Here is a 25,576-nt window from a genome sequence, read left to right as displayed (position 1 = left end):
GAACGCCGTCGCCGCCGGAGGGGGACGTGACATGCGGGACAGTCATCGGGCGGAGGCCGAGGGGCTGTTGGCGCGGGCCGTCGAGGAAGAGGTGCGACGGACGGGCGGGCGCAGCGACGGAAAGGTGCTCCTCGCGCGGGCGCGCGGCGGACTCGACGGGATGGCGCAGAGCGCGGCCGAGGAGTACGAGGCCTACACGCACGCCCTGGACGAGGCGGCGGCCGGACAGCTCACCTTCGGGCAGCGGTACGCCCGTGAAGGCTCCGGGACACCGCTGCTGGTGGCCGGGGTGGCGGCGGTCGCGGCCGTCGTCGCCGACCTGGCCCTCGGTACGGGCACCGGGACGGCGCTGGGCGCGGGCGTGGCCGTCGGGGTCGTGGGCGCCGCGGCGACGGTCGTGAAGGTGGTCGGCTCCCATCTGCCGGCCGCGCACCACCGCGCCGGGGCCGTGAGCCAGCCGGGCGGTCCTGAACAACTGCGGCTGCAGTGGCTGACGGCGCTGGAGGTGCGGGGCATCCGGCCGTTCCTGGACCAGCAGCGGGTGCTCGCCGCCTCCACCGGGCCGAAGAAGACCGGGCCGCGGCTGCGGGGCGCCGACAAGAGCGCGGCGGCGCGCGGGCGCAATGTGCTGGAGCAGTCCTTCGCGCAGCTCCCGGATCCGGCGGAGCCGTTCGCGGGGCGGCGGCCGGAGCTGGCACAGATCCGGCAGTGGGTGCAGGCGGCCCGCGCGAGCACGGAGACCCGGCCGACGGTGGTCGTCCTGCACGGCACGCCCGGCAGCGGCCGTACGACGCTCGCGGTGCAGGCCACGCACGATCTGCGGGACTACTTCCGCGGCGCCTGCGTCGTCGATCTGCGGGCCGAGGGCCCGGCCGGGTCCCCGCTGTCCGTCCGCGACGCCCTGCTGCATCTGCTCAACCGGCTCGGCGCGCCCCGTGAGCAACTGCTGTTCCGTGAGCGCTCCTCCCCCGACCAGCAGGTCAAGCGGCTGAGCGAGCTGTACCACCAGCATCTGACCGGCCTGCCGGTCACGATCGTCCTGGACGACGCCTCGGACGCCGAGCAGGTCCGCGCCCTGGTCCCGGAGCGGTCCGACAGCCTGGTGCTGGTGACCGCGCGGGGTCCGCTGGAGCCGGCCGAGCTGCCCGCGCGGGTGCATCAGCTCGCGGTCGAGCCGCTGGACGCGGCGGGTGCGGAGGAACTGCTGGGCGCGGCGGCGCAGGACCGTTCCGGGCCGTACGACGCCGAGTCCGCCGACCGGGTCCGGGAGCTGTGCGGCGGGCTGCCGCTGGCGCTGCGCATCGTGGGGTCGTGCCTCGGCCCGCGCTCCCCGCGCGCGCTGGCCACGGACCTCGGCGCGTACGGCCCGGTCGAGCCGGTCGAGCGCGCCCTGTGGCTGCGCTACACCGACCAGTCGGACACCGTACGGCGGCTGCTGCGCCGGCTGGCCCTGGCCGGCCGGGCCTCGCTGGGTGCCGCCGCGGCCGCCGCGCTGCTGGCCACCGACGAGGCGGAGGCGAAGCGCCATCTCCAGGCCCTGACCCGCGCGGGCCTGATCGACCACGTCCGGGGCGACCGCTACCGGCTGCACGACCTGGTCCGCGCCTTCGCCCAGGCCCGGCTCCTCGACGAGGAGGAACCCGCCGAGCGCACGGCCGCGCAGGAGCGGCTGATCGTGAACTACGCCGAGCTGGCCGACTCGGTGCTGCGCATGGTCGACGGCAACATGTCGACCCGCACCAACCGCTTCAGCCCGTACGGGTTCACCTCCCTCGACGAGGCGCTGCGCTGGCTGGACGACGAGTCGAGCTTCATCACGGCGGCGCTGCGGCACGCCGAGGGCGTGAACCAGGCGGCGGTGCTGAACCTGCTCGGCGCCCTGTGCGACTACTGCCTGCTGCGCGGCGACCTCTACCGCCTGGGCGAGATCAGCGAGCTGGCGCAGGCCGTGGACGAGGGACTGCTGGTCCGCTCGGTGCAGTGGCGCACCGGCATCGCGGCACGGCAGCTCGGCGAACTCGACAAGGCCCGCACCACCCTCGCCTCGGTCGTCGACCTCTACCGGGAGGCGCACCACGACGCGGGTGCCGCCCGGGCCCTGTGCTCCCTCGGCATCACCCTGCACCACCAGGGCAATCTGACGGAGGCGTCGGCGAAGCTCCGCGAAGCCCTGGCCCTGCAGTCCTCCGCCGAGCTGGCGACGGACCGGGCGTGGACGATGCACGCCCTGGCGGCGGTGGAGCGGGACCGGGCCCGGGTGTCGGAGGCCCTGGACCTGCTGACCGAATCCTTGGTCCTGCATCGCGCGGGCGAGTCCGTGCACGGCCAGGCGTGGGCCCACTTCCAGCTCGGCCAGCTCGGCCTGCGCATGGGCGACGTCCCGCGCGCCGAGTCCGAACTGCGCGCGGCCCTCGACCTCTACGGCCGTACCCGCGACGCCCGCGGCGAGGCCTGGGCCCTGACCCAGCTCGCCCGGGCCCTGCTGGTCGCCGGTGACGCGTCCCCGGCCGTGGAGGAACTGCGCGGCGCGGCCGCCCGGCACCGCGACAACGAGGACGCGCGGGGCGAGGCCTGGACCCTCTACTACCTGGGCCAGGCCCTGGAGGAGACGGGCGCCCTGGACCAGGCGGTCCGCGAACTCGAACGCTCCCGCACGATGTTCTCCCGCATGCGCGACGTCTACGGTCTGGCCTGCGCCCGCCACCACTCGGCGCGCGTCACCCGCGACCAGCGCGCCGCCCAGACGGGCTCCCTGCGCAACTCCGGTTTCGCCCGCCAGCTCCTCGTCGACGCCCGCGCCGACTTCCAGCGCATCGGCGTCGCCCACGGCGAGGCGTGGACCTGCCTGGAACTGGCCGTCGTGGACGCGGGCAACGCCCGCACCCAGCAGGCGCTCGCCCTGTGCGAGGAGGCGACGGCCCTCTTCACGTCGTACGACGACCGCCGGGGCGAGGACTGGGCCCGCTTCCTGCGCTGCACCCTCCTGCCTTACGCGGCCCCCGGCGGCGCGGAGGTCGGCACGGCCGTCGCCCAGGAGGAACTGGCCCAGCTGTCCCGGGCGGGCCATCCCCTCCGGGACGAGAAGCTCGACGAATACATCGACGCCTGGGGGCTGATGCTGGAACGGGGCGTGAGCCTGGAGTCCGGGTGGCAGGCGTGGGGGCTGGGGATGACGCCGAGCCGGCATGCGCGGGAGGTGATGGGGGTGGCGGTCTCAGCGGCGGGGAAGTAAGGAGTCAGGCCCCCGCACGGGTCGTTGTCGGACGATTCGCCGGCGCGGCGGCCTCGGGGCTGCAAGGGTTGAAGGACAGTGCCGATGGGGGCGGGCCGACGGGGGGAAGCCATTGAGACAGGACCCTCGCGATCCGACACCGCCTCCGACGTTCGGGGGATTCTTCGGGCGGGCGGCCGAACTCCGCCGCATCGGGACGTGGCTGGAGCTGCGCACAGCCCCGCCCCCGCCGTCCGGCCGCAGCCTCCCCACACTGATGGTGCTGCACGGCCCGGCAGGCGTCGGCAAGTCCGCCCTGGCCGCCCGGGCCGCCCGCCGTTACGCCGTACGCACGCACTGGATCTCCCTCTACGACGCCACTCCCGCGGACGTGGAACCCACGCTTTTACGGCTGCTCAGCGAGAGCGGCGGGTCACGCGCCGCCATCGTGGGGGCGGCTCTGGGCGACGACCGCGCGTTCCGGCGCGCCCTGCGCGGCGAACTCACCGGGCAGCTTCGCGACCGCCTACTCGTCCTGGACGGAGCCGCGCCCCCGGTGGTGCGGGGCATGCTGCCCTTCCTGCGTGACTGTCGCGGCCTGGCGGTGCTCGTCACCTCACGGAAGGAGACCGGCTGGCGGCGCATCGGGGCCCGGCTGCTCGCCGTCGATCCCCTGGGTTTCAGGGCGAGCAGGGATCTCGTCGCCCGGATGGCGACCGGAGCGCCCTGGAGAGACCACGACACCTGGTACGGACTCGCGTCCTGGCCGGGCTCTCTGGTCAGCGCGGCGCAGGGGCTGCCCGCACTCGCCCGGATCGCAAGCTTCTTCATCGCCAACAGGATGGTGCCGCGGCCGGAGCCGCGGCCGGGCGAATCAGGGCCCGGGCGGCTCGTGCGGCTGGCCCTGGAGGACTGTACGACCGATCAGCGGGCGCTGCTGAGACGTCTGGCGGAGCGGAACTCCGGTGCACCGTTCACTGAGCACACGGTGGAGTTGCTCTGCTCGCTGGACGGCGACCCGAGCGACGTGCGCTCCGTGCTGGGCGGCCTGCTCGCCAAGGAGCTGGTGCAGCGGTGGAGCAGCGACGGGACCTTCTGTCTTCCCCAACCGGTGGCGGACGTCGTACGGGCGGCGGAGCCGGTGCCCTCGGTAGAGATCGTCACGGCCTTGTGGGCGGAGCGCTCCCTCCAGGGCACCGCCGCCGCGCTGGACGGCCGGGCCCTGCCCGAGCACCACATGGGCCCTTCAGACGAAGACCTCGCCCCTCGGGAACTCGTCCCCCACCTGGACGAGTTCCTGTCCCTGCTCGCCAACAGCGCGCACCGGGGGCGGCAGGAGGACGCGATCGCGGACGGCCTGGCCCTGCTGCTGGCCGTCCTCGGTGACGCGCACCGGCTCGTGGCGCTGCACCGGCTGTGGCCCATCCTCTCCGTACGCCGGGCGCTCAGCTCGCTCGCCGCCGACCTGGGCCTGCTGGAGCAGGCCAGAGCGCTGTACGACACCGACAAGTGGAGCAACCCGGACGCCATCCATCACGCCGCCGCCCTGTGCCACCGGTCGGGGCAACTGTCCGGCGCGCTGAGGGTGCTGGACGGGCTGCTCGGGGACGACGCCCGCCCCGACGACCGGCACACGGCCTGGGCACTGCTGGTCCTCGGGGCCGTCCGGTGCGACCAGGGCGAGGTGGCGGAGGCCGAGCGGGCGCTCCTGCGGGCAGCCACCCTGCACCGGGCCTCAGGGTGTCGGCGCGGGCTCGGCTGGACGCTGCTGCACAGTGCCCGGGTGTGCCTGCTGAGCGGCCGGGACACGGACGCCGAACGGCTGCTCGACGAGGCCGACGAGTTACTGCTGTCCGTCGCGGACACCCGCGGCAGGAACTGGGTCATGACGCAACGGCTCCGGCTCCAGCTGGGGCGCCGCGCGCCGAAGGCAGCCGATGAACTGGGCCGGCAGGCACATGCACAGCACCAGCGCGCCGGGGACGTCCGCGGGGCGGCGTGGACGATCCTGTACCGGGCCGCCGGGGGTCTGGGGCAGGGCGAACTCCACGGTGCCCACGAGTCGCTGGCGAAAGCCGCGCACCTCTTCCGGAGGTGCGGAGACGACCTCGGCAGCGCCTGGACGGAGCACCGGGCCGTTCTCCTGCCCTCCGCCGGCGACGACGCCCACTCGGCGCCCGTACTGGTGTCGCTCGGGCCCGTCTGGGCGCAGTTCGGGGAGATCGGATGCCCGCTCGGGACGGCGTGGACCGAGCTGGAGATGGTGGCCCGCCGCAAGCCCAGCGACCTCAACCTGCCTCTCCTGGACTCGGCGGAGGGTCGCTTCCGGGCCCTGGGAGACGCGTACGGCCTGGCATGGACGGCCACCGTCAGGGCCGCACACCGGAACCACCTGCATGGGGACGGACCGCGCTCCGTCGCGGCCCTCGCCGCCTCCTTCCCGCACGACATCCCGATCCCGGACCCGGAACAACTGATGCGGGACATCACGCGGTTCTGGGAGGTCGGTGGCGTGCTGGGAGGCCGGACCATCCCCTCCCACGCCCGTGACACCGTCGCCGTCCGCCACACCGGCCCCTGGTTCCTGGACCTGCCCGGTCCCGCCGGCCCCCACTGCCGCGTCCGCGTCACCCTGCTCGACGACACCCCCGCCGAGGACACCACCGCCCGTCTGCTCCTGCGGGTCTCCCCCGAGGACGGCCACCCCTGGGGAGCCTCAGGGGCGGACCGGCCCTGGCTGATGGTGACGGCCGCGCCCCTCACCCCCGCGTCCGTCGACCCCGCCAGCGCCCTGCTGCGCCCCTCGGAACACGCCGCGCACGGCGCCGAGTTCACCTTCACCGCGCATCGCACCGGCACCCACCGCATCCGCTTCACCATCGCCCTCGAACGCACCGGGACGGTCCTGCAACAAGTGGAAACAGAACTCGACATCCTGGATCACGACGAGCACGGTGGGCTGTCCTCGCCCGAAGCCGTCACGCACCGAGGCCGCTAGGAACGCCCCGCGCATGCCAAGAGAGCTTCACGTACGCATCGTCCAGGACCCCAGCCGCGGCTTCACCGCCCTGCCCGACGCGCTGACCGAGGGGCCGGACATCACGGTGTCCCTGGACGTCCTCGGCGACGACCGTCTCAGGGCGCGGCTGTACGGCCCTGCCGTCCCGTCGCTGCACGGCACCGAGCACCGGGTGGATCTGGCGGTGCATCCCGCCGAGGTGCGGTCCGTCGCGGCCCGGCTGTGCCGGATGTGGAAAGAAGTCCTCGTCGACCACCGTCCCGCGACGGCAGACGGCCGCCCCGCCGCGGGCGAACCGGAGACCCCGTACGCCTCCCTGGTGGACCTGCGCTCCCGTCCCGTGGGCGAGCTGACGGCCCTCATGGAGGAACTCGCCCTGGTCGGCTCGGAGTTGCTGTACGGCACGCTGCTGGGCGGCACCGACCCGCGCATCGCCCGTTTCCGCAGCTATCTGACGGAGGCACTGGCCCGGGGCGAGGGCCTGCGGATCCGCTTCGACTCGGACCTGCATCTGCCCTGGCCGATGGTGTGCCTGGCGGCGGAGGACCTGCCGCCCGACCCCGAGCCCCCTGCGGAGGCCCTCCCCGCGCTCTTCCGCCGTTTCCTCGGCCACCGCCATCAGATCGAGCAGACCGGCGGCGCCTATCCCTGGCTCGCCGGCCTCCGTGACGCCCCCGAGGTGCCGGCCGTGAGCCTGAACCACGACACGCGCGTCGACCGGGCGGGCCGCACCCGGGCCGCCGACGTGGCAGCCCTCCTCGCCAAGGGCACCCGGTTCGTCGAGCGGTCCACCTGGCAGGAACTGGTGAGCGCGCTGGCCCGGTCCGATCTGTGCGAGCAGCTGATGTACTTCTGGTGCCACGGCCGCTTCACCGCCGACGGGGCACAGCCGCCCTCCCTGGTGCTCAGCCTCACCGACCACAAGAGCATCGACGCGCACACGATCCGCGAACGGCGGCGCCGCTTCGGCATCGACCACCCCTTCCAGCCGTTCGTCGTCCTCAACGCCTGCTACGCGGGGCTGCCCGAGGGAAGCACGGACGCCAGATTCCTGAGCCGGGCGTTCGTCGACGCGGGGGCGCGGGGTGTGCTGGGCCCGCAGATAGAGATACCGCAGGTCTTCGCGGCCGAGTACGCGCTGGAGTTCCTGACCCGCTATCTGGACGGGACGCAGACCGCGGGCCGCATCGCCCTCGCGGTGGCCCGGCACTTCGCCGACGAACTGCACAATCCCCTGGGCCTGGCCTACGCCCTCCACCACGGCATGGACACCCGCCTGGAACGGGCCGCCGCGCCCGACGCCGACGCCGAACGGGAGGTGCCCGTATGAGCCCTGCCGACGCGACCGTGCGCACCGTCGACCTGGGGCCGGACGGCTGGCTGCTGGAGGAGACGCACCGCGGCCCCCGCCCGGTACCCGCGGACCGGCTGGCCGACCACTTCCACGAGGAGCTGTCCCCGCCCGCCTGGGCGACGGACCTCCTCGTCTACGTCCACGGCTGGCAGACCGACCCCGACGCGGCCCTGGTGGCGGTCCGCCGCCTGCTGGCCCTCGCCACGGCGCAGTACGACCGCCGCCAGGCCTTGTACCGGGGGCTGCGGCCGTGGCAGCCGTGGACCGTGCTGGTCCGCTGGCCCTCCCGCTCGCTGCCCTCGCTCGGGGGCTACCGGCGCATCCGGGACCGGGCGCACGCCATGAGCAGACGGGGCCACGCGGCTCATGTCATCGGCCGGCTGCTCGGCTATCTGGACGGCCGGCGCGGGGACCCGGCCGCCCCGCCGGTCCTCGCCAACCGCGAGGGCCAGTATCTGCACCTGATCGGCCACTCCTTCGGCTGCCGCTTCCTGTGCGAGGCCGTGCAGTGGGCCGCCGACGAGCCGCTCACCCTGGGCTGGAGCACACCGGAGCCGCCCGGCCGGCCCTTCACCGTGGACTCGATGCTGCTGTTGCAGATGGCGGCTCCGCGCGACGCGTTCGCGACCGGCTTCCCGGCCCTCTCCGAGGCGCCCCTGCGCGGCCCTGTGGTCGCGACGTACTCCCAGCACGACCGCGCCACCGGCTTCTGGCATCTGCGGGCCGAGAAGCGGGCGGGTGTCGGCCACGCGGGCATCGGGACCGCGCCCGCCCCCGTCTCGGCGGTCCGGATGCTGCCGCCCGCCGAGCCCTATCCCCTCAGCGCGCTCGACCACCGCTTCGTCAGCGTGGACGCGAGCGACGTCTTCGTCCGGGGGCACGGCCCGGCGGGCGCCCACTCCGACCATCTGCGGCCGGAGACGGCGCACCTGCTGCTGTCACTGGCCGCCCACAGCCGGTGACAGCGGTGACAACGCGCTGCCGCTGAGCGGCCGCCGGGTGGTCAGCCGTTCGCGGACGGCTTCTTCGCGGACCCCGCGGCGCTCTCGGCGGACTCCTTCGACCCGGACTCGGACTCCGACTCCGCCGCCGCCTCCGCCTCCGCCTGCTCGGCCTTGGGGTCCGGGACCTGGGTGAAGTCGACCCTGTTCATGTGCCGGCTCATGGACTTCATCAGGGCCCACACCGCCAGGGCCATCGCCGCGAAGACGATGAAGCCGAGGACGCCGGGGGTGACCTTGTCCTCGTCGACCTCCTTGGCGAAGGAGACGAAGTGCGTCATTGCCAGGCTTGCGCTTGCGCTCATGTCAGGCATTGTCGCGGACGCCCGCGAAGAGGTCGTCCTCGGGGAGGGAGGTATCGGCCAGAGACTTCGCCAGCTCGTACTCCTCCGTCGGCCAGACCTCCCTCTGAATGTCCATCGGCACCCGGAACCAGCCCCCGTCCGGGTCGATCTGCGTGGCGTGCGCGATCAGCGCCTTGTCACGGATCTCGTAGAAGTCGGCGCACGGTACGTGCGTGGTGAGCGTGCGCTGCTTCATTCCGAACTCGTCCCAGCGCTTGAGCCAGTCCCCGTACGGCGACTCCAGGCCCCGGTCCAGCATCGCCTGGTGCAGCGCCTCGGTGCGGGGGCGGTTGAAGCCCTGGTTGTAGTACATCTTCAGCGGCTGGTACGCCGGGCCGTACTCGTCCTCCGGGTACTTTTCGGTGTCCGCCGCCCCCTCGAACGCGATCATCGAGATCTTGTGGGTCATGATGTGGTCGGGGTGCGGATAGCCGCCGTTCTCGTCGTAGGTGGTGATCACCTGGGGGCGGAAGTCGCGGATCTTCCGCACCAGCTCCCCGGCCGCCACGTCGACGTCCTCCAGGGCGAAGCAGCCCTCCGGCAGCGGCGGCAGCGGGTCGCCCTCGGGCAGCCCCGAGTCGACGAAGCCGAGCCACTCCTGCTTGACCCCGAGGATCTCCCGGGCCTCGTCCATCTCCTTCTTGCGTACCTCGTGGATGTGCTCCTCGATGTACTTGTCGCCCTGAAGCTTGGGATTGAGGATGGAGCCGCGCTCCCCGCCCGTGCAGGTCACGACCAGCACGTCCACCCCCTCGGACACGTACTTCGCCATGGTCGCCGCGCCCTTGCTCGACTCGTCGTCGGGGTGGGCGTGCACGGCCATCAGTCGCAACTGGTCAGTCAAGACTCAATCCTCAGTAAGTCGGCGCCCTGTGTGCGTCGGCGCAATCAGCGGCTTCTATAGTGACCGAACCGGGGGGCGAATAATTCCGGGGCCGGGCCACAGGGCCTCTTCCGGGACCTTCGCCCCGGCCCTGCCTGGAGGACGATCATGAGTACGGCGAGCACGCGACTGCCCGAGGGCCGTTACGGCCGTACCTCGGACGAGCGCGCCGATCGCAAACTCAAGATCATCGGCTCCGTCCTCGCGGTGGCACTGCTGGGCCTCGTCGGCTGGTTCGGCTACCACTACGTCGCCCAGAACAAGATCAGCGCCGAAGTGATCAGCTTCGAGCCCGGCAAGGAATCCGTGAAGGTGCATCTGGAGGTCCGCAAGGACGCCGAGGCCACCGGCTACTGCACCGTGCGCTCACAGGCCGAGGACGGTTCCGTGGTGGGCCGGGCCGAAGTGCGCTTCGACGGGGACGCCACCGTCATCGACAAGGTCTTCACGCTGCGCACCACCGCGCCCGGGACGACGGCCGAGCTGCAGGGCTGCCAGGCCGACTGAGGCCGCACGGACATCACCTGCAATACGTAGCGCCTGACCTGCGCTGACGTGAATCTGGTGGCTTATGTCCTCCCCCTTCTGCTCCTGAATTGTTAGGCTCGTGGTTTCGCCCATCCGTGAAGGAACATTCTTCTGGGTAGGGCGATGCTTTGTATTCCCAGTACCTACGAGGAGCACCTGTGACCCAGACCAGCGAGAACGTCACCTGGCTGACCCAGGAGGCGTACAACAAGCTCAAGGCTGAGCTTGCGCACCTTACTGGTCCCGCGCGAACGGAGATCTCCGCGAAGATCGCCGCTGCGCGCGAGGAGGGCGACCTGCGTGAGAACGGCGGGTACCACGCGGCCAAGGAGGAACAGGGCAAGCAGGAACTCCGGGTGCGCCAGCTCACCCAGCTCCTCGAGAGCGCGAAGGTCGGCGAGGCGCCCGCGGCGGACGGTGCGGTGGCGCCCGGCATGGTCGTGACGATCGCGTTCGACGGCGACGAGGACGACACGCTGACGTTCCTGCTCGCCTCACGCGAATACGCGAGCTCCGACATCGAGACGTACTCGCCGCAGTCCCCGCTGGGCACCGGCGTGCTCGGCCACAAGGTCGGTGAGGACGCCGAGTACGAGCTGCCGAACGGCAAGAAGGCCTCGGTGAAGATCATCAAGGCCGATCCGTACGACGGCTGAGCCGACCGTCGAGCCTTGACCTGCCCCCGGCGTCGCTGCGGCGCCGGGGGCATTGTCATGCCGTCGCGGACCGGTACTTGCGCACCGCCAGCGTCCGGAAGACGACCAGGATGAGGATCGAGTAGATCAGCGAGGCCCAGACGGGGTGCTGCATGGGCCAGGCGTCCGACGGCGACTGGCCCGGGTTGGCGAACAGCACACGGCAGGCCTGGACCGTGGCGCTGAAGGGGTTCCACTCGGCGATGTGGCGCAGCCAGGGGGTCATGTGGCTGGTGTCCACGAACGCGTTCGAGATGAACGTGACCGGGAAGAGCCAGATGAGCCCGCTGGACGTGGCCGCCTCGGGGGTGCGGACGGACATGCCGATCAGGGCGCCGATCCAGGTGAACGCGTAGCCCAGCAGAAGCAGCAGGCCGAAGGCCCCGAGCACCTTGCCGGCGTTCGTGCTGCCGTCCGACCCGACGCGCCAGCCCACCAGGAGGGCGACCACCGCGAGCACCACCAGGGTCAGGGCCGTCTGCACCGAGTCGGCCAGGGTGCGCCCGGTGAGCACCGCGCCGCGCGCCATGGGCAGGGAGCGGAAACGGTCGATGAGGCCCTTGTGCATGTCGTCGGCGATGCCCGCGCCGGAGCTGGCCGTGGCGAACGTGACGGTCTGCGCGAAGATGCCGGCCATCAGGAAGTTCTTGTAGTCGACAGCGCTGGTGCTGCTGCCGATCTGCATGGAACCGCCGAAGACATAGGTGAACAGCACCACGAACATGATGGGCTGGATCAGCCCATAGATAATCATCTCGGGAATACGGGACATTCTGATCAAATTGCGTTTTGCAACGACCATCGAGTCCCGGATCGACTGGCTGACCGGGTTCGCGGCCGGCGCGACCCGCACGGTGTCGGTGACGGCGCTCACTGGGCGACCTCCTTGTCGCTCGCCTCGTCCTTGACCTCGGCCACGTGTCCCGTCAGGGACAGGAAGACGTCGTCGAGGGTCGGCCGGCGCAGGCCGATGTCGTCGATCTCGATGCCGCGGGTGTCCAGTTCGCGGATGACCTCGGCGAGGAGCTTGGCGCCGCCGGTCACGGGCGCGGTCAGCTTGCGCATGTGCTCCTCGACCGTGGTCTCGCCCTTGCCGAAGCCGGCGAGGACCTCGGCGGCGGCCTGGATGTGCTCGCGCTCGTGCACCACGAGCTCTACGCGCTCGCCGCCGGTGCGGGCCTTGAGCTGGTCGGAGGTGCCCTGGGCGATGACCCGGCCCTGGTCGACCACCGCGATGTCGTGCGCCAGGTGGTCGGCCTCTTCCAGGTACTGGGTGGTCAGCAGCAGCGTCGTACCGCCGGAGACCAGTTGCTTGATGACCTCCCACAACTGCTGGCGGTTGCGGGGGTCGAGGCCGGTCGTCGGCTCGTCCATGAACATCACGGGCGGCGAGACGACCAGGGCCGCCGCGAGGTCGAGCCGGCGGCGCATGCCTCCGGAGTAGGTCTTGGTGGGCCGGTCGGCGGCGTCCGTGAGGTGGAACTGCTCCAGCAGCTCGACCGCGCGCACCTTCGCCGCCTTCGCCCGCATCTGGTAGAGCTGGCCGACCATCTGGAGGTTCTCACGGCCGGTGAGGTATTCGTCGACGGCCGCGAACTGGCCGGACAGGCCGATCGAGCGGCGGACGGCGTCGGGCTGCTTGAGCACGTCGATGCCCGCGACGATCGCGCGTCCGCTGTCGGGGCGCAGCAGGGTGGTCAGGCAGCGGACGGTGGTCGTCTTGCCCGCGCCGTTCGGCCCGAGCAGGCCCAGGACCGTGCCCTCGGGTACATCGAGGTCGACACCGTCCAAGGCTTTGACGTCACCGAAGGTCTTGACCAGACCTTCGGCATAGATGGCGCCTGGCATATGAGTCTCCACGTCTTCGGGGATCGCCGGACTGCTGGCTGATGCTTCGCACGAACACACCATAACGCGATGTATCGCGTCTCACAATAGGTTTTATCGGTGTCGCGTTCCGTGAGAAAAAGGGATCTTGGCCGGCTCCGGCGCCTGCTCAGTTCATGACCGTGTAGCCCGCGTCGCGGAGCGCCCGGCCGACCTCGGCGCAGTGCGCCGGGCCCTTCGTCTCCAGGTGCAGCTCGACCTCCGCCTCCGTGAGCCCGAGCCGTGGGTCGGTTCGTACATGGCTCACATCGAGGACGTTAGCGTCCACCACTGACAACACGCCCAGAATTGTGGCGAGAGCGCCGGGACGGTCCGTCAGCCGCAGCCGGACGGCCAGGTAGCGGCCCTGCGCGGCCATGCCGTGCCGCAGCACCCGCTCCATCAGCACCGGGTCGACGTTGCCGCCCGACAGCACCGCGACGACCGGGCCCTCGAACGCGCCGGGCTCGCTCAGCAGCGCCGCGACCGGGCTCGCCCCGGCGGGCTCCACGACCAGCTTGGCCCGCTCCAGGCACAGCAGCAGCGCGGCGGACAGCTCGTCCTCGCTGACCGTGCGCACCTCGTCCACCAGCTCGCCGACCAGCCCGAACGGCACGTCGCCGGGCCGTCCGACCTTGATGCCGTCGGCCATCGTCGCCGGGTTCTCGACCGTCACGGGCCGCCCCGCCGCCAGTGAGGGCGGGTAGGCCGCCGCGCCTTCCGCCTGGACGCCCACGATCTTGAGGTCGGGCCGCAGGGCCTTCACCGCCACCGCGACCCCGGCGGCGAGACCGCCCCCGCCGATGCCGACGACGATCGTGCGCGCTTCGGGGCACTGCTCGAGGATCTCCAGGCCCACCGTGCCCTGGCCCGCGATGATGTCGGGGTGGTCGAAGGGGTGGATGAACACCGCGCCCGTCTCGGCCGCGTACTCCTGCGCGGCGGCCAGCGTCTCGTCGACCACCTGGCCGTGCAGCCGTACCTCGGCCCCGTAGTCCCGGGTGGCGCTGACCTTGGGCAGCGGGGCGCCCTTCGGCATGAACACCGTGGAGCGCACGCCGAGCAGCGCGGACGCCAGGGCGACGCCCTGCGCGTGGTTTCCGGCGCTCGCGGCGACGACACCGGCGGCGCGCTCCTCGGGCAGCAGACCGGCGATCCGGACGTACGCGCCGCGCAGCTTGAACGAACCGGTCCGCTGGAGGTTCTCGCACTTGAGATGCACCGGCGCGCCGACCATCTGGGACAGGTGCCTGCTGCCTTCCATCGCGGTCACCCGCGCCACACCCGAGAGCATCTTCTGGGCGCCGCGCACATCGTCGAGGGTGACGGGGCGCAAGGAGTCAGCCGTGCTGTAGCTCATGACACCAGCATCGCAGTTCACAGGCGGGAACGACGGTTGTGACCAACCTCCGAGACCCGCTTTGTGAAGCGCCGGTACGACCCGCCCCCCGGCCGCGTACCCTGTCCCCCAATCAGCCAGCCCTCCACGAAGTGAGCCCCCGGCGATGCCCACAACACCTGAAATGTCGATGGACATGACGACCGTCGGTGACACCGGTCTTCTCGACACGCTGCAGCACGAGGTGGCGCTGTTCGCCCGCCGTGCCGAACAGACCCGGCTCGGCGGAGTCGGACAGGTGCGCAACTCCATGGACCGCGCCGCGTACCTGCTGCTCAACCGTCTCGACAAGGAAGGCCCGATGGGCGTCAAGGCGCTCGCCGCGAGCATGGGGATCGACTCGTCGACGGTCACCCGGCAGGTGGCTCCGCTGGTCGACACCGGCCTGGTCAAGCGCACCTCGCACCCCGAGGACGGACGCGCGGTGGTGCTCCAGCTCTCCCCGCGCGGGCAGTCCCGGCTGGAGGAAGTGCGCTCCTCGCGGCGGCAGTTGATGGCCGAACTGACCGAGGAGTGGGAGCCGGACGAGCGCGAGGCGTTCTGCTCGCTCCTCACTCGCTTCAACAGCGCGCTGTCCGCCCGGATGGCGGTGCCGGGGGTGCCGGGGCCGGAGACGCAGTCGCCGTCCTGAGCGCCGGCCGTGCGCGGCTCTTGACCGCGGGGCCGACCCTGGCCTGATATGAGACCGGGTCCTGTCGTACGCGACCGTCGCGTCCGTACGCGGCCGGGCCCGCATCCTCAGGGTCGCCGGCGGGCGGGAGGCGTGATGCGACAACGGCATGCGTCCCAGGCGACCCGTCGGGCCCGGGAGTTCGACGCGTTCGTCGCGGGCGCGGCGGGACGGCTGCTGCATACCGCCACCCTGCTCACCGCGGAGGCCCCGGACGACAATCCCCGCGCGCGGCGCCTGCTGACCCTGTCCTTGGCGCACACGTACGCGTGCTGGGACCGGCTGCGCGGCGAGGATCCGTACGACCGCACCCGCCAGTACCTCGCCACCCGCTTCGCGCGCGGCACCTGGCACCACTACGGCGGCCTCGGCCGCGCCCGCCCGCACCCCGCCAGCCCTCTGGCGCCGCTCACTCCGCAGGAGCGCCTGATCCTGGTCCTCAGGCTCTACGAAGGCGTCGCCGAGGAGCAGACGGCCGCCCTGCTCGGCCTGTCCGCGGAGCGCGTACGGGCCATCTGCCACCGGGCGACGTCGACCCTGCTGCACCGGCCGCGGGGACCGGCACCGGCGGTGACGGCGGCGAAGGCGGTCCCGTCATGAGCCCTTCCGGCGAGCGGAGACCGCCATGAGCGGGAACGACCGCGAGGCGACCGTGCGGCGGCTCATGGAGCAGGCGCCGCGGCCCGTGCCGCCGGAGATCCACACGGAGGCGGTGCGCCGGGGCGGCCGCATGCTGCGGCGCAGGACGCTGGCCCGCCGACTGCTGTGGCTGCTGCTGCTCGCAGCGGCCGTGGCGTTCACGGTGTGGGCGCTGACGGCCCAGCCGTGGGTGGAGCCGCCGTCGGACACGACTCCACCCCTCACCGGCTGGTGACCCCTGGAGGGCCGGGGCCGCTCTAGCCGAGCGCCTGCTGAAGGTCTTCCAGCAGGTCGTCGGCATTCTCGATGCCGACGGACAGCCGCACCAGGTCGGCCGGGACCTCGAGGGCCGAGCCGGCGGCGGACGCGTGGGTCATGCGGCCGGGGTGCTCGATGAGCGACTCGACGCCGCCCAGGGACTCGCCCAGCGTGAACACCTTGGCGCGGTTGCAGACCTCGACGGCCGCCTCCTCGCCGCCCTCGACACGGAACGAGACCATGCCGCCGTACGACTTCATCTGCTTGGCGGCGACCTCGTGGCCGGGGTGCTCCGGCAGGCCCGGGTACAGCACGCTCGTCACGCGCGCGTGCCGGGTGAGCATGTCGGCGACCTTGACGGCGTTCTCGCTGTGCCGGTCCATGCGGACCGAGAGCGTCTTGGTGCCGCGCAGCACCAGCCAGGAGTCGAAGGGCCCGGCGACGGCGCCCATCGCGTTCTGGTGGAAGGTCAGTTCCTCGCCCAGGTCGGCGTCGCTGGTGATCAGCGCGCCGCCGACCACGTCCGAGTGGCCGCCCATGTACTTGGTCAGCGAGTGCACGACGACGTCCGCGCCCAGGGCCAGCGGCTGCTGGAGGTAGGGCGTGGCGAAGGTGTTGTCGACGACGAGGCGGGCGCCCGCGTCCCGGGCGATCTGAGCGACGGCGGCGATGTCGGTGATGCCGAGCAGCGGGTTGGAGGGGGTCTCCACCCACACCACCTTGGTCTTCGGGGTGAGGGCGGCCCGTACGGCCGCCGGGTCGCTCGTGTCGGCGACCGACCACTCCACGCCCCAGCGGGCGACGACCTTGGCGAACAGCCGGAACGTGCCGCCGTAGGCGTCGTTGGGGATGACCACGTGGTCGCCGGGGCTGAGCAGCGTACGCAGCAGGCAGTCCTCGGCCGCCAGCCCGGACGCGAACGCGAGACCGCGGCGGCCGCCCTCCAGGGCGGCGAGGTTCTCCTCCAGCGCGGTCCTGGTGGGATTGGCGCTGCGGCTGTACTCGTAGCCGCCGCGCAGACCGCCGACGCCGTCCTGCTTGTAGGTCGAGACCTGATAGATCGGCGGGACGACCGCGCCCGTCAGGGGGTCGGCGGTGTTGCCCGCGTGGATCGCGAGCGTCTCGAAGTGCTGACTGATGTGCCTGTCGCTCATGAGGACCGAGGGTAGTGCGCCGACGCGAAGAGTGCCGGAGTACGAGTCGACGCGCGCCCGGAGCCGGGTTTTCCACAGGGCCGCGGGGGCTACTCGTCCGGGTTTTCCACAGGTTCGGGGAGCAGGTTGGCCAATTGTCGGCGCGGTCTGGTTCGCTTGTTGCATGGAGATTCTCTGGGTCCTGATCGCGCTGGTCATGCTGGGCTTCGTGCTGCTCCCCTTCCTGCGGCGCAGGCGCGGTGCGGTCGGACTGGTCTCGCCCGACCACCCGGACGCCGCGGACCCGGCGAACTACGGCTTCGTCCGCGAGGAGGAGCTCGACATCCGCATGCCCGGCCCCGACCAGGACCTGCTGGACGTCCTGGACGTGGTGCAGCGCTCCCAGGACTACCGCGCGGCGCAGCAGCTCCTCGCGGGCACGGAGATCGAGGGCGAGCGGCGCTGGCAGCGGGTGCAGGCCTTCGCGGGTGCCGCCTCGCTGGAGCTCGCACAGCGGCCCGGCGGGGTCGGCGAGGCGCCGGGCGGGCAGTGGCTGCGGGTGTGGCGGGCCGAGGCACCCAAGGACGCGGGCGGCGCGGCGGTGCACGCCGAGTTCCTGGTGCAGCAGGCGTGGCGGACGGCGACGCCGGGGACGGACGAGTTCCGGATCATCATGGAGGAGGCCAGGTCGGCGTGCGGCGACGCGGCGCTGCTCTCCCCCGGCGATCCGGTCCCGTACATCATCGAGCTGTCGGTGGCCCGCGGGCTCGGCTACTCGCAGAAGGACTTCGAGCAGGTCTGGCTGAAGATCCTGGACCGCGACCCGGCGCACATGGGTGCGCATCTGGCCGCGCTGCACTACTGGTGCGAGAAGTGGCACGGCTCGCGTGAGCTGGCCTACTCGTTCGCCGAGGCCGCGGCGGCCCGCGCGCCCCAGGGCTCCCTGCTCGCGGCGATGCCCCTGTTCGCGGTGTTCGAGCACCTCCCCGAGGTAACCCTGGTCAGCAGCTTCTGGCAGTCCGAGGTCGTCACGAAGGCGATGCACGGCGCGCTGCACGCGGTGCACTCGGCCCGTGCCGGCGACCCGATGCTGGCGCACGCCCGGCATCTGCTGCTCTTCTTCCTGGTCCGCAGCGAGCGCTGGGCGGAGGCCATGAGCCAGCTGATACACATCGACGGCCACGTCGGCGCCCTGCCCTGGACCCTGTCCGAGGACCCGGCGGCGGAGTTCGCGGTGTACCGGGCGCTGGCGGTGGCGGGCTACGAGGCGAACGGCGGCAGCCCGGCGACCCTGCCGCACTGAGGCACGGGCTCCGGCCGGAATTCCCCCCGGCCGCCGCACGTTGTAAGGACCGTCGCCCCGGCGCGGCGTCGCCCCGATTGGAGACCGCATGTTCCTGCACAGCCGTACGCCCCAGCTCCTGTCCCCCGAGCAGGCGCTGCCCGGCCGCCCGGTCCCGTCGTTCACGGTCCCCGACCGCCACACCGTCCTCGGCAACCCCCTGCTCGGCCCCTACCCGGAGGGCCTGGAGGTCGCCGACTTCGGCCTGGGCTGCTTCTGGGGCGCCGAGCGCAAGTTCTGGCAGCTCCCGGCAGGAGTGTGGACGACCCTGGCGGGCTACCAGGGCGGCCACACCGAGAACCCCACATACGAGGAGGTCTGCTCGGGCCTGACCGGCCACACCGAGGTCGTGCGCGTGGTCTTCGACCCGAAGCTGATCTCGTACGAGCGCCTCCTGAAGACGTTCTGGGAGTCCCACGACCCCACGCAGGGCTTCCGCCAGGGCAACGACGTGGGCACGCAGTACCGCTCGGCGGTCTACACCCACACCCCCGAGCAGGCGGCCACCGCCAAGTCCTCCCGCGACTCCTACCAGGCGGTCCTCACGTCCGCAGGCCACGGCGAGATCACCACGGAGATCGCCCCGTCCCAGGGCCGCCCCTTCTACCCGGCCGAGAGCTACCACCAGCAGTACCTGGACAAGAACCCGGCGGGATACTGCGGCATAGGCGGCACGGGCGTGTCCTGCCCGATCGGTGTGGCCAAGGCCGAGGGCTGAACCCCGGTACCACTGAATACGCGGGGGCTCCCTGGCAATAGGGTGCCCCCGTGACTGCCCCCTTGAGTTCGACCCTGAGTCCGGCGAAAGCCCGTCACGCGCTGCGTCTGTCCGCGCGGGTGTCCGCGGAGTTGCTGCTGGTCTTCGTGATGCTGGCCGTTTCTCTGTGGCTGCTGGGCCGGATGTGGTCGGTGGTGTGGCCGCTCGTCGTCGGACTGCTGCTGACCACGCTGACCTGGCCCGCGGCCCGCTCCCTGCGTCGCCGCGGGTGGCCGCCAGCACTCGCCGCGTCGCTCGTGACCGTGCTGTTCCTGCTGGTCGCCGTGGGCGTCGTGGCGCTGATCGCGGTGCCGGTGGCGTCGCAGTCCGGTGAGCTGACCGACGGCGTGGTCGAGGGCATCCAGAGGCTGCGCGAGTGGGCCGCCGGACCGCCGTTGAACATCGGTGACGCCCAGATCAACAAGGCGTTCGACTCAGCGGTCGCCCGCGCCCAGGAGGGCGTCGGCAGCATGGTCGGCACGGTCGTCACCGGCGTCAGCACCGTGGTGAGCGGAGTGGTCACCGCCGTCCTCGCGCTGTTCCTGATGTTCTTCTTCCTCAAGGACGGGCCGAAGTTCCTCCCGTGGCTGTCCCGGCAGCTCCCGGGCCGGTTCGCCACCGACGTCCCGATCGTGTTCGCGCGCGGCTGGGCCACCCTGGGTTCCTTCGTACGGTCCCAGGCGGCCGTCGGCCTGCTCGACGCGGTCCTGATCGGGCTGGGTCTGTGGATCCTGGGCGTGCCGCTGGTGCTCCCGCTGGCGGTGCTGACCTTCGTCTCCGCGTTCGTGCCGATCATCGGCGCCCTGTTCGCCGGTTTCGTCGCGGTCCTCATCGCGCTGGTCTCCAACGGCCTGACGGACGCGCTGATGGTGCTGGCCATCATCGTGGTGGTGCAGCAGCTCGAGGGGAACGTCTTCCAGCCCATGATCCAGAGTCGTGGGCTCGGCCTCCACGCGGCCGTGGTGCTGCTGGCCGTGACGTTGGGCGGCAGTCTGGCCGGCATCGTGGGCAGTCTGCTCGCCGTCCCCATCGCCGCGCTGATCGCGGTGGTGTGGAACTACGTGCGCGAGCAGCTCAGCGACCCGCCGCGGGAACCTGACGGCACCGACGAGCCGGACACCACCGCCCCCGTGCCGTCCTAACGGCCCCGTCCAGGTCGCGGGACTCCTCCTCGCTTGCGAATCTGCAGGCGAAAGGAGTTCCGCCAGATGCTTCCTGTCACCGCGTCGCCCGTGCGTATCGAGGCGTCTGTCGACGCCCGGCTGTCCCGATGGCTGTGGCTGGTGAAGTGGCTGCTCGCCATCCCGCACTACATCGTGCTGTTCTTCCTGTGGATCGCGTTCGCGGTCGTGACGGTCATCGCGTTCTTCGCCATCCTGTTCACGGCCCGGTACCCCCGGTCCCTCTTCGACTTCAACGTCGGTGTGCTGCGCTGGAACTGGCGGGTCGGCTACTACGCCCACACGGCGCTCGGCACCGACCGGTACCCGCCGTTCACCCTCGCCGACGTGCCCGACTATCCGGCGCACTTCGACGTCGTCTATCCCGAGCGGCTGTCGCGCGGACTGGTGCTGGTGAAGTGGTGGCTGCTGGCGATCCCGCAGTACATCGTCGTCGCGATGTTCGTGGGCGGCGGCTGGGGCTCGGGCTGGCACGACGGGAACGGCTGGCGGGGCGGTGGGCTGATGACCTGGCTCTCCCTGGTCGCGGTGGTCATCCTGCTGTTCACCGCCCGCTATCCACGGCACCTCTTCGACTTCCTGCTGGGCCTCGCCCGCTGGTGCGCGCGGGTGACCGCCTACGCCGCCCTGATGACCGACCAGTACCCGCCGTTCCGGCTCGACCAGGGCGGGCAGGAGTCCCCCGGCCAAGGGCCCTTGACCAAGGGTCCCTGACAAGGAGTTCCGGACAGCGCCGGAATCCCCAGCGGAACCGATTCCTCCCGCTCTACGCTCCTTCGCATGGTTCTCAGACGAGCGTTACAGGTGATCATGGTCGTCGCGCTGGCCCTCGCGGGGGCGGTCCAGGGCGGGGTGAGTTCGGCGCAGGCCGACGACGGCGGGACCGCGGGGGGACGCCAGCTGCTGTTCTACAACCACGCCTACGGCGTCCTGGACCGGGAGACCGCCGACGCCATCGAGCACTCCGCCTATCTGCGCGACTTCGCCAACTTCCAGGTCCGCACCACGACGGGTTCCGGCGGACAGACCTGGACCGGCCGCTATCTGATGGGGCGCGAGACCTACCTCGAACTGTTCGGGGTCGGCGACCTGCCCGGCAAGGACGGCACCCTCGGCTCCACCGGCATGGGCGTCTCGACCGAGCGGAAGGGCGACCTGGCGACGGTGCTCGCGCGGCTGCGCGAGCAGGGGATCAGCGACCCCATCGAGTTCCGGCAGACGCGCGACTTCGGCGACGGCGTCCCCGTGCCGTGGTTCGACGCCGTCTTCACCACCGACCAGTACGACCTCTTCGGCGCCTGGGGCATGGAGTACCGGCAGGAGTACTTCGCCGACCCGCGCGGCAACACCGAGCCCGCCGCACACCCCGATGACGTGGGCCGGGAGCGCTATCTGCCCGACGCCTACCGCGACCACCTGATGCGGGACGTGACCGGCATCCGGCTCGCGGTGACCGCACGCGACCTCGCCAACACCGTGCCGCTGCTGAAGGCCGGCGGGTTCGCCGTGCGCTCCCTGCCGGGCGGGGGCGTCGTCGCGAAGGGCGGCACCACCACACTCCGCTTCGACGCCGTGCCCCTCGACCAGGTGGGCCTGCGGCAGGTCGAGATGTCGCTGAACGGGCCGGTGTCGTACCGGCACGAGGAGCGGATCGGCCAGTCGACCCTCGCCGTCGGCCCGGGGCCCCGTGCCGTGTGGACCTTCGGCGACCAGGACCGGCCGGCTTCCCGGTGAGGACAGAAGCCCTCTAGCCCAGCCGCTCCGCCAGGAACTCCTCCCAGGTCCGCTTCCCCTCCTCCGCCCCTCGCAAGGTGAGGTTCGCCCCTGCCCGGTACGCCCGCCCCGCCTTGCCGGGGATGCGCACCGGCAGCATCGGGCGGCGCCGCCCCCGCAGGCGGAGGTAGGGGCGGGCCAGGCCGGCGAGGTCGTGGACGTGCGGCCCGGTCAGGTCCGGGACGAGGCCGGACGGGGCGCCGAGGGTCAACTCAGCGAGGCGGGCGGCGACTTCGCGGGAGTCGACCGGCTGGAGCCGGAGACCGCCGGGGACCGGGAACACCGGCAGCTTCGCCATCTTCTCCACCATGGTCAGCGCAAGGTCGTGGAACTGGGCCGCGCGCAGGGTCGTCCACGGGATGCCCGAGTCGGCGACGGCCCGCTCCGACTCCAGCTTCGTCCGCATCCAGGCCAGCGGCACCCGGTCCGCGCCGATGACCGAGATGTAGACCAGGTGCCGCACACCGGCCCGGGACGCGGCGCGCACCAGATTGCGGGTCGCCTCGTCGTCGCCCTTGGGGCCGCCCGCCAGATGCAGCACGGTCTCCGCGCCGTCGAGGGCGGCCTCGACTCCCTCGCCCTTGAGCAGATCGCCGGTGACGTACTCGATGCCGTCCGCGGCGGGGCGGGCGTTCCGGCTGAGGATCCGCACGTCGTGGCCGGCCGCGCGCAGCAGCGGGACGACATGGCCGCCCAGGGTGCCCGTGCCGCCGGTGACCAGGATGGATGACGTCATGACTACTCCCCGACTGTCGACTTCGCGGTTCGCCTTCGCCGGTATGACGGAGGGCGGCGGGGAGATGTGACAACCAGGCCGGGAGATGTGACAACCAGAGGAGACGTGACAGGAAAGGAGATCCGGGAGATCCGGGAGATCAGCCGCCGCTGCCGTACGGCCTCGTGATGATCTCCAGTCGGTGGCCGTCGGGGTCGTCGAAGTACGCGCCCCGGCCGCCGTCGTTGTGGTTGATCTCGCCGGGGCGGCTGTGGAACGGGTCCGCCCAGTACGTCAGACCGGCCTCCTGGATACGGCCGAAGATCACGTCGAACTCGTCCTCCGAGACGAGGAAGGCGTAGTGCTGCGGCGTGATGGCGCCGGGGGTGTCCATGTAGTCGAGCGTCACGCCGTTGGCGATCTCGACCGGGAGGAACGGGCCGTAGGGCGGGCTCACGTCGAGTCCCAGGAGGTCGGCGAGGAACCGGGCCGAGGCGCGCTTGTCGTGCGCGACGACGATGGTGTGGTTCAGCTGCACGGTCATGGTGGGCCTCCCCTCCCGATCCACGATACTCAACGCTGAGGGCCCCGGCGCACGATCACCGTGCTTCCGAGGCCCTCATGGTCAAGCTCAGATCGTCGCCGTGTCGATCACGAACCGGTACCGCACATCGCTGCCCAGCACCCGCTCGTACGCCTCGTTGATCTGGTCACCGCGGATCAGCTCGATCTCGGCACCGAGGCCGTGCTCGGCGCAGAAGTCCAGCATCTCCTGGGTCTCCGGGATGCCGCCGATCATGGAACCGGCGAGCGACTTGCCGCCGCCGATCACCGAGAAGAGGCTGAGGGAGATCGGCTCCTCGGGGGCGCCGACGTTCGCCAGGGTGCCCTCGGGCTTCAGCAGCGCCAGGTAGGCGTTGAAGTCCAGCGGGGCCGACACCGTGGACACGATCAGGTCGAACGTGCCGTTCAGCTCCTCGAAGGTCTTCGGGTCGCTGGTGGCGTAGTAGTGGTCGGCGCCCAGCCGCAGGCCGTCCTCCTGCTTGCGCAGGGACTGCGACAGCACGGTGACCTCGGCGCCGAGGGCGTGCGCGATCTTGACGCCCATGTGGCCGAGGCCGCCCAGGCCGAGGATCGCGACCTTCTTGCCGGGGCCGGCGCCGAAGCGCTTGAGCGGGGAGTAGAGGGTGATGCCGGCGCACAGCAGCGGCGCGGCGACGTCGAGGGAGATGCCGTCCGGGATGCCGAGGACGAAGTTCTCGTCGACGACGACCTTCTGCGAGTAGCCGCCGTAGGTGGGCTCGCCGTCCCTGCCGACGGCGTTGTACGTCTGGATGTTGCCCTTGACGCAGTACTGCTCGCGCCCGGCCTTGCAGTTCTCACACTCGCGGCAGGAGTCGACCATGCAGCCGACGCCCACGCGGTCGCCGACGGCGAACTTCGTCACGCCCGGGCCGACCTCGGTGACGACACCGGCGATCTCGTGGCCGGGGACCATCGGGAAGATCGCCTCGCCCCAGCCCTCGCGGGCCTGGTGGATGTCGGAGTGGCAGATGCCGGCGAACTTGATGTCGATCAGGACATCGAACTCGCGGACCTCGCGGCGGTCGATGGTGGTGCGCTCCAGCGGAGCCTTGGGGGCGGGTGCGGCGTACGCGGCGACAGTGGTCATGCCGGGGTTCTCCTAGCGGGGGTTCCGTGCCCGGCTGCCTTCTGGATCTTCTGACCGGGCACGTTCACCAGCGTGCCGAAATCGCGAGCGTCTACCCAGACCACGGTTTTGCGTACGCACACGGTGCGTACCACTGGCGGGGTCAGGCTCGTGTGCGTACGACCATGAATACTGGAGGGCATGGACGAACAGCCCGAACCCGTACAGGAGCCCGCATCGCAGTCCGGCGGGGGCCTGGACCGGCGTGCCGAGCTCAGTGAGTTCCTGCGCACCCGGCGTGCCCGGCTGAAGCCGGAGGACGTGGGGCTGCCCGAGTTCGGGCGGCGGCGTGTGCCGGGGCTGCGCCGCGAGGAGCTGGCGCAGCTCGCCGGGGTCTCCGTGGCGTACTACACACGGCTGGAGCAGGGCAACGGCCGCAACGTCTCGGCGGAGGTGCTGGACGCGATCGCGCGGGCCCTGCGGCTGAGCGACGCCGAGCACGCCCACCTGATGCACCTGGCGAAGCCGAAGCAGCTCAAGAAGAAGCCGGTGGCGCGCACCCAGCAGGTGCGGCCGACGCTGCGGCATCTGCTGGACTCGATCGACACGGTCCCGGCGTACATCGTGGGGCGCCGCTCGGACGTCCTGGCCTGGAACCGGATGGCCGCGGCCCTCTTCGGCGACTGGGGGGAGCTGCCGGCGCCGGAGCGGAACTGGGCGCGGCTGGTGTTCCTCAGGCCCGAGTACCGCGACCTGTTCGTCGAGTGGGACCAGAAGGCGCAGGACATGGTCGGCTATCTGCGCATGGACGCGGGCTGCCACCCGGACGACCCGCGGCTGTCCGCCCTGGTGGGCGAGCTCTCCGTGAAGAGTGAGGAGTTCCGCCGGCTGTGGGCCGCGCACGACGTCAAGGAGAAGAGCTACGGCGTCAAGCGCCTGCGGCACCCGCTGGTCGGCGACCTGACCCTGTCCTTCGAGACGTTCCGCCTGGTCGACGACTCCGAGCAGTCCCTGATCACGTATCACGCGGAACCGGGCACGCCGTCGGCTGAGGCCCTGCGCCTGCTGGCGAGCTGGGGCGCGGACGCGACCCGGGCGGGGGCCGGGAGGTCGGCCCCACCGGCCTGAGACACGCGAACGGCCCGCCGGAAGCCGAG

The 25,576-nt window shown here is 71.6% G+C and carries 24 protein-coding genes; 15 read left to right on the top strand and 9 right to left on the bottom strand.

Going from position 1 to position 25,576, the window contains the following annotated elements:
- Window positions 1-31 precede the first annotated feature (31 nt).
- The 4 genes from ACFTZL_RS09180 to ACFTZL_RS09165 all read left to right on the top strand — a co-directional run bounded on the left by ACFTZL_RS09180 (window position 32) and on the right by ACFTZL_RS09165 (window position 8,546).
- Window positions 32-3,232 (top strand): tetratricopeptide repeat protein, encoded by a 3,201-nt coding sequence (locus tag ACFTZL_RS09180; protein ID WP_382579901.1) that lies wholly within the window; start codon window positions 32-34, stop codon window positions 3,230-3,232.
- A gap of 112 nt (window positions 3,233-3,344) precedes the next feature.
- Window positions 3,345-6,209, top strand: coding sequence for a hypothetical protein (locus ACFTZL_RS09175; RefSeq protein ID WP_382579894.1), 2,865 nt, complete (start codon window positions 3,345-3,347; stop codon window positions 6,207-6,209).
- Window positions 6,210-6,222: 13 nt separating this feature from the next.
- The gene (locus tag ACFTZL_RS09170) at window positions 6,223-7,560 is read left to right on the top strand and encodes a CHAT domain-containing protein (protein WP_382579893.1); all 1,338 of its coding nucleotides are present in this window, start codon (window positions 6,223-6,225) and stop codon (window positions 7,558-7,560) included.
- On the top strand, window positions 7,557-8,546 hold the full coding sequence (locus ACFTZL_RS09165) for a hypothetical protein (RefSeq protein WP_382579892.1): 990 nt from the start codon (window positions 7,557-7,559) through the stop codon (window positions 8,544-8,546). The genes ACFTZL_RS09170 and ACFTZL_RS09165 overlap by 4 nt, the downstream gene beginning before the upstream one ends.
- Before the next feature lie 41 nt (window positions 8,547-8,587).
- On the opposite strand, the gene ACFTZL_RS09160 is transcribed toward ACFTZL_RS09165, so the two are convergent.
- The gene (locus ACFTZL_RS09160) at window positions 8,588-8,899 is read right to left on the bottom strand and encodes a hypothetical protein (RefSeq protein ID WP_382579891.1); all 312 of its coding nucleotides are present in this window, start codon (window positions 8,897-8,899) and stop codon (window positions 8,588-8,590) included.
- Window positions 8,892-9,773, bottom strand: a complete 882-nt coding sequence (gene mca / locus ACFTZL_RS09155) for a mycothiol conjugate amidase Mca (protein WP_382579890.1) — start codon at window positions 9,771-9,773, stop codon at window positions 8,892-8,894. The genes ACFTZL_RS09160 and mca overlap by 8 nt, the downstream gene beginning before the upstream one ends.
- A gap of 147 nt (window positions 9,774-9,920) precedes the next feature.
- On the opposite strand from mca, the gene ACFTZL_RS09150 reads away from it, so the two are divergent.
- Together ACFTZL_RS09150 and greA are read left to right on the top strand one after the other, a co-directional pair.
- The gene (locus ACFTZL_RS09150) at window positions 9,921-10,319 is read left to right on the top strand and encodes a DUF4307 domain-containing protein (RefSeq protein ID WP_382579889.1); all 399 of its coding nucleotides are present in this window, start codon (window positions 9,921-9,923) and stop codon (window positions 10,317-10,319) included.
- Window positions 10,320-10,498: 179 nt separating this feature from the next.
- Window positions 10,499-10,996, top strand: a complete 498-nt coding sequence (gene greA, locus ACFTZL_RS09145; protein WP_382579888.1) for a transcription elongation factor GreA — start codon at window positions 10,499-10,501, stop codon at window positions 10,994-10,996.
- 55 nt (window positions 10,997-11,051) lie between these two features.
- Here the strand turns inward: greA and ACFTZL_RS09140 are convergent, their stop codons facing one another.
- From ACFTZL_RS09140 to ilvA, 3 genes are all read right to left on the bottom strand, one after another.
- On the bottom strand, window positions 11,052-11,909 hold the full coding sequence (locus tag ACFTZL_RS09140) for an ABC transporter permease (protein ID WP_382490088.1): 858 nt from the start codon (window positions 11,907-11,909) through the stop codon (window positions 11,052-11,054).
- Window positions 11,906-12,883: an ATP-binding cassette domain-containing protein gene (locus ACFTZL_RS09135; protein ID WP_382579887.1), complete on the bottom strand. Its 978-nt coding sequence runs from the start codon at window positions 12,881-12,883 to the stop codon at window positions 11,906-11,908. The genes ACFTZL_RS09140 and ACFTZL_RS09135 overlap by 4 nt, the downstream gene beginning before the upstream one ends.
- A gap of 148 nt (window positions 12,884-13,031) precedes the next feature.
- Window positions 13,032-14,261: a threonine ammonia-lyase gene (gene ilvA, locus ACFTZL_RS09130; RefSeq protein ID WP_382579886.1), complete on the bottom strand. Its 1,230-nt coding sequence runs from the start codon at window positions 14,259-14,261 to the stop codon at window positions 13,032-13,034.
- Window positions 14,262-14,424: 163 nt separating this feature from the next.
- Between ilvA and ACFTZL_RS09125 the strand changes: the two genes are divergently transcribed.
- The 3 genes from ACFTZL_RS09125 (at window position 14,425) to ACFTZL_RS09115 (ending at window position 15,844) form a co-directional block, all read left to right on the top strand.
- The gene (locus ACFTZL_RS09125) at window positions 14,425-14,931 is read left to right on the top strand and encodes a MarR family winged helix-turn-helix transcriptional regulator (RefSeq protein WP_382579885.1); all 507 of its coding nucleotides are present in this window, start codon (window positions 14,425-14,427) and stop codon (window positions 14,929-14,931) included.
- Between the two features lie 135 nt (window positions 14,932-15,066).
- Window positions 15,067-15,570 carry a sigma factor-like helix-turn-helix DNA-binding protein gene (locus tag ACFTZL_RS09120; protein ID WP_382579884.1) on the top strand — a complete coding sequence of 168 codons (504 nt, stop codon included), beginning with the start codon at window positions 15,067-15,069 and terminating at the stop codon, window positions 15,568-15,570.
- Between the two features lie 25 nt (window positions 15,571-15,595).
- Window positions 15,596-15,844, top strand: coding sequence for a hypothetical protein (locus ACFTZL_RS09115; protein WP_382579883.1), 249 nt, complete (start codon window positions 15,596-15,598; stop codon window positions 15,842-15,844).
- Between the two features lie 22 nt (window positions 15,845-15,866).
- Here the strand turns inward: ACFTZL_RS09115 and ACFTZL_RS09110 are convergent, their stop codons facing one another.
- Window positions 15,867-17,021, bottom strand: coding sequence for a cystathionine gamma-synthase (locus tag ACFTZL_RS09110; protein ID WP_382579882.1), 1,155 nt, complete (start codon window positions 17,019-17,021; stop codon window positions 15,867-15,869).
- A 163-nt stretch (window positions 17,022-17,184) separates the two neighbouring features.
- Between ACFTZL_RS09110 and ACFTZL_RS09105 the strand changes: the two genes are divergently transcribed.
- The 5 genes from ACFTZL_RS09105 to ACFTZL_RS09085 all read left to right on the top strand — a co-directional run bounded on the left by ACFTZL_RS09105 (window position 17,185) and on the right by ACFTZL_RS09085 (window position 22,014).
- Window positions 17,185-18,303 carry a hypothetical protein gene (locus tag ACFTZL_RS09105; protein WP_382579881.1) on the top strand — a complete coding sequence of 373 codons (1,119 nt, stop codon included), beginning with the start codon at window positions 17,185-17,187 and terminating at the stop codon, window positions 18,301-18,303.
- Between the two features lie 88 nt (window positions 18,304-18,391).
- Complete coding sequence (msrA, locus tag ACFTZL_RS09100) at window positions 18,392-19,060, top strand: peptide-methionine (S)-S-oxide reductase MsrA (RefSeq protein WP_382579880.1); 669 nt, start codon at window positions 18,392-18,394, stop codon at window positions 19,058-19,060.
- A 62-nt stretch (window positions 19,061-19,122) separates the two neighbouring features.
- Window positions 19,123-20,241 (top strand): AI-2E family transporter, encoded by a 1,119-nt coding sequence (locus tag ACFTZL_RS09095; protein WP_382579900.1) that lies wholly within the window; start codon window positions 19,123-19,125, stop codon window positions 20,239-20,241.
- A 66-nt stretch (window positions 20,242-20,307) separates the two neighbouring features.
- On the top strand, window positions 20,308-20,994 hold the full coding sequence (locus ACFTZL_RS09090) for a DUF4389 domain-containing protein (RefSeq protein ID WP_382579879.1): 687 nt from the start codon (window positions 20,308-20,310) through the stop codon (window positions 20,992-20,994).
- A 90-nt stretch (window positions 20,995-21,084) separates the two neighbouring features.
- Window positions 21,085-22,014, top strand: coding sequence for a DUF5829 family protein (locus ACFTZL_RS09085; RefSeq protein ID WP_382579899.1), 930 nt, complete (start codon window positions 21,085-21,087; stop codon window positions 22,012-22,014).
- 13 nt (window positions 22,015-22,027) lie between these two features.
- Here the strand turns inward: ACFTZL_RS09085 and ACFTZL_RS09080 are convergent, their stop codons facing one another.
- From ACFTZL_RS09080 to ACFTZL_RS09070, 3 genes are all read right to left on the bottom strand, one after another.
- Complete coding sequence (locus tag ACFTZL_RS09080) at window positions 22,028-22,789, bottom strand: SDR family oxidoreductase (protein WP_382579878.1); 762 nt, start codon at window positions 22,787-22,789, stop codon at window positions 22,028-22,030.
- Window positions 22,790-22,928: 139 nt separating this feature from the next.
- Window positions 22,929-23,312, bottom strand: a complete 384-nt coding sequence (locus tag ACFTZL_RS09075; RefSeq protein ID WP_382579877.1) for a VOC family protein — start codon at window positions 23,310-23,312, stop codon at window positions 22,929-22,931.
- Window positions 23,313-23,399: 87 nt separating this feature from the next.
- Entirely contained in the window at window positions 23,400-24,440 is a 1,041-nt protein-coding gene (locus ACFTZL_RS09070) for an NAD(P)-dependent alcohol dehydrogenase (protein ID WP_382579876.1), read from the bottom strand.
- Window positions 24,441-24,620: 180 nt separating this feature from the next.
- Here ACFTZL_RS09070 and ACFTZL_RS09065 point away from each other — a divergent pair, with 180 nt between their 5' ends.
- Window positions 24,621-25,547 carry a helix-turn-helix domain-containing protein gene (locus ACFTZL_RS09065; protein ID WP_382579875.1) on the top strand — a complete coding sequence of 309 codons (927 nt, stop codon included), beginning with the start codon at window positions 24,621-24,623 and terminating at the stop codon, window positions 25,545-25,547.
- Window positions 25,548-25,576: the final 29 nt, after the last annotated feature.

Source organism: Streptomyces sp. NPDC056948, from assembly GCF_042674225.1.
Taxonomy (GTDB): domain Bacteria; phylum Actinomycetota; class Actinomycetes; order Streptomycetales; family Streptomycetaceae; genus Streptomyces; species Streptomyces purpurascens.
This window is presented reverse-complemented; position numbering and strand designations above follow the sequence as displayed.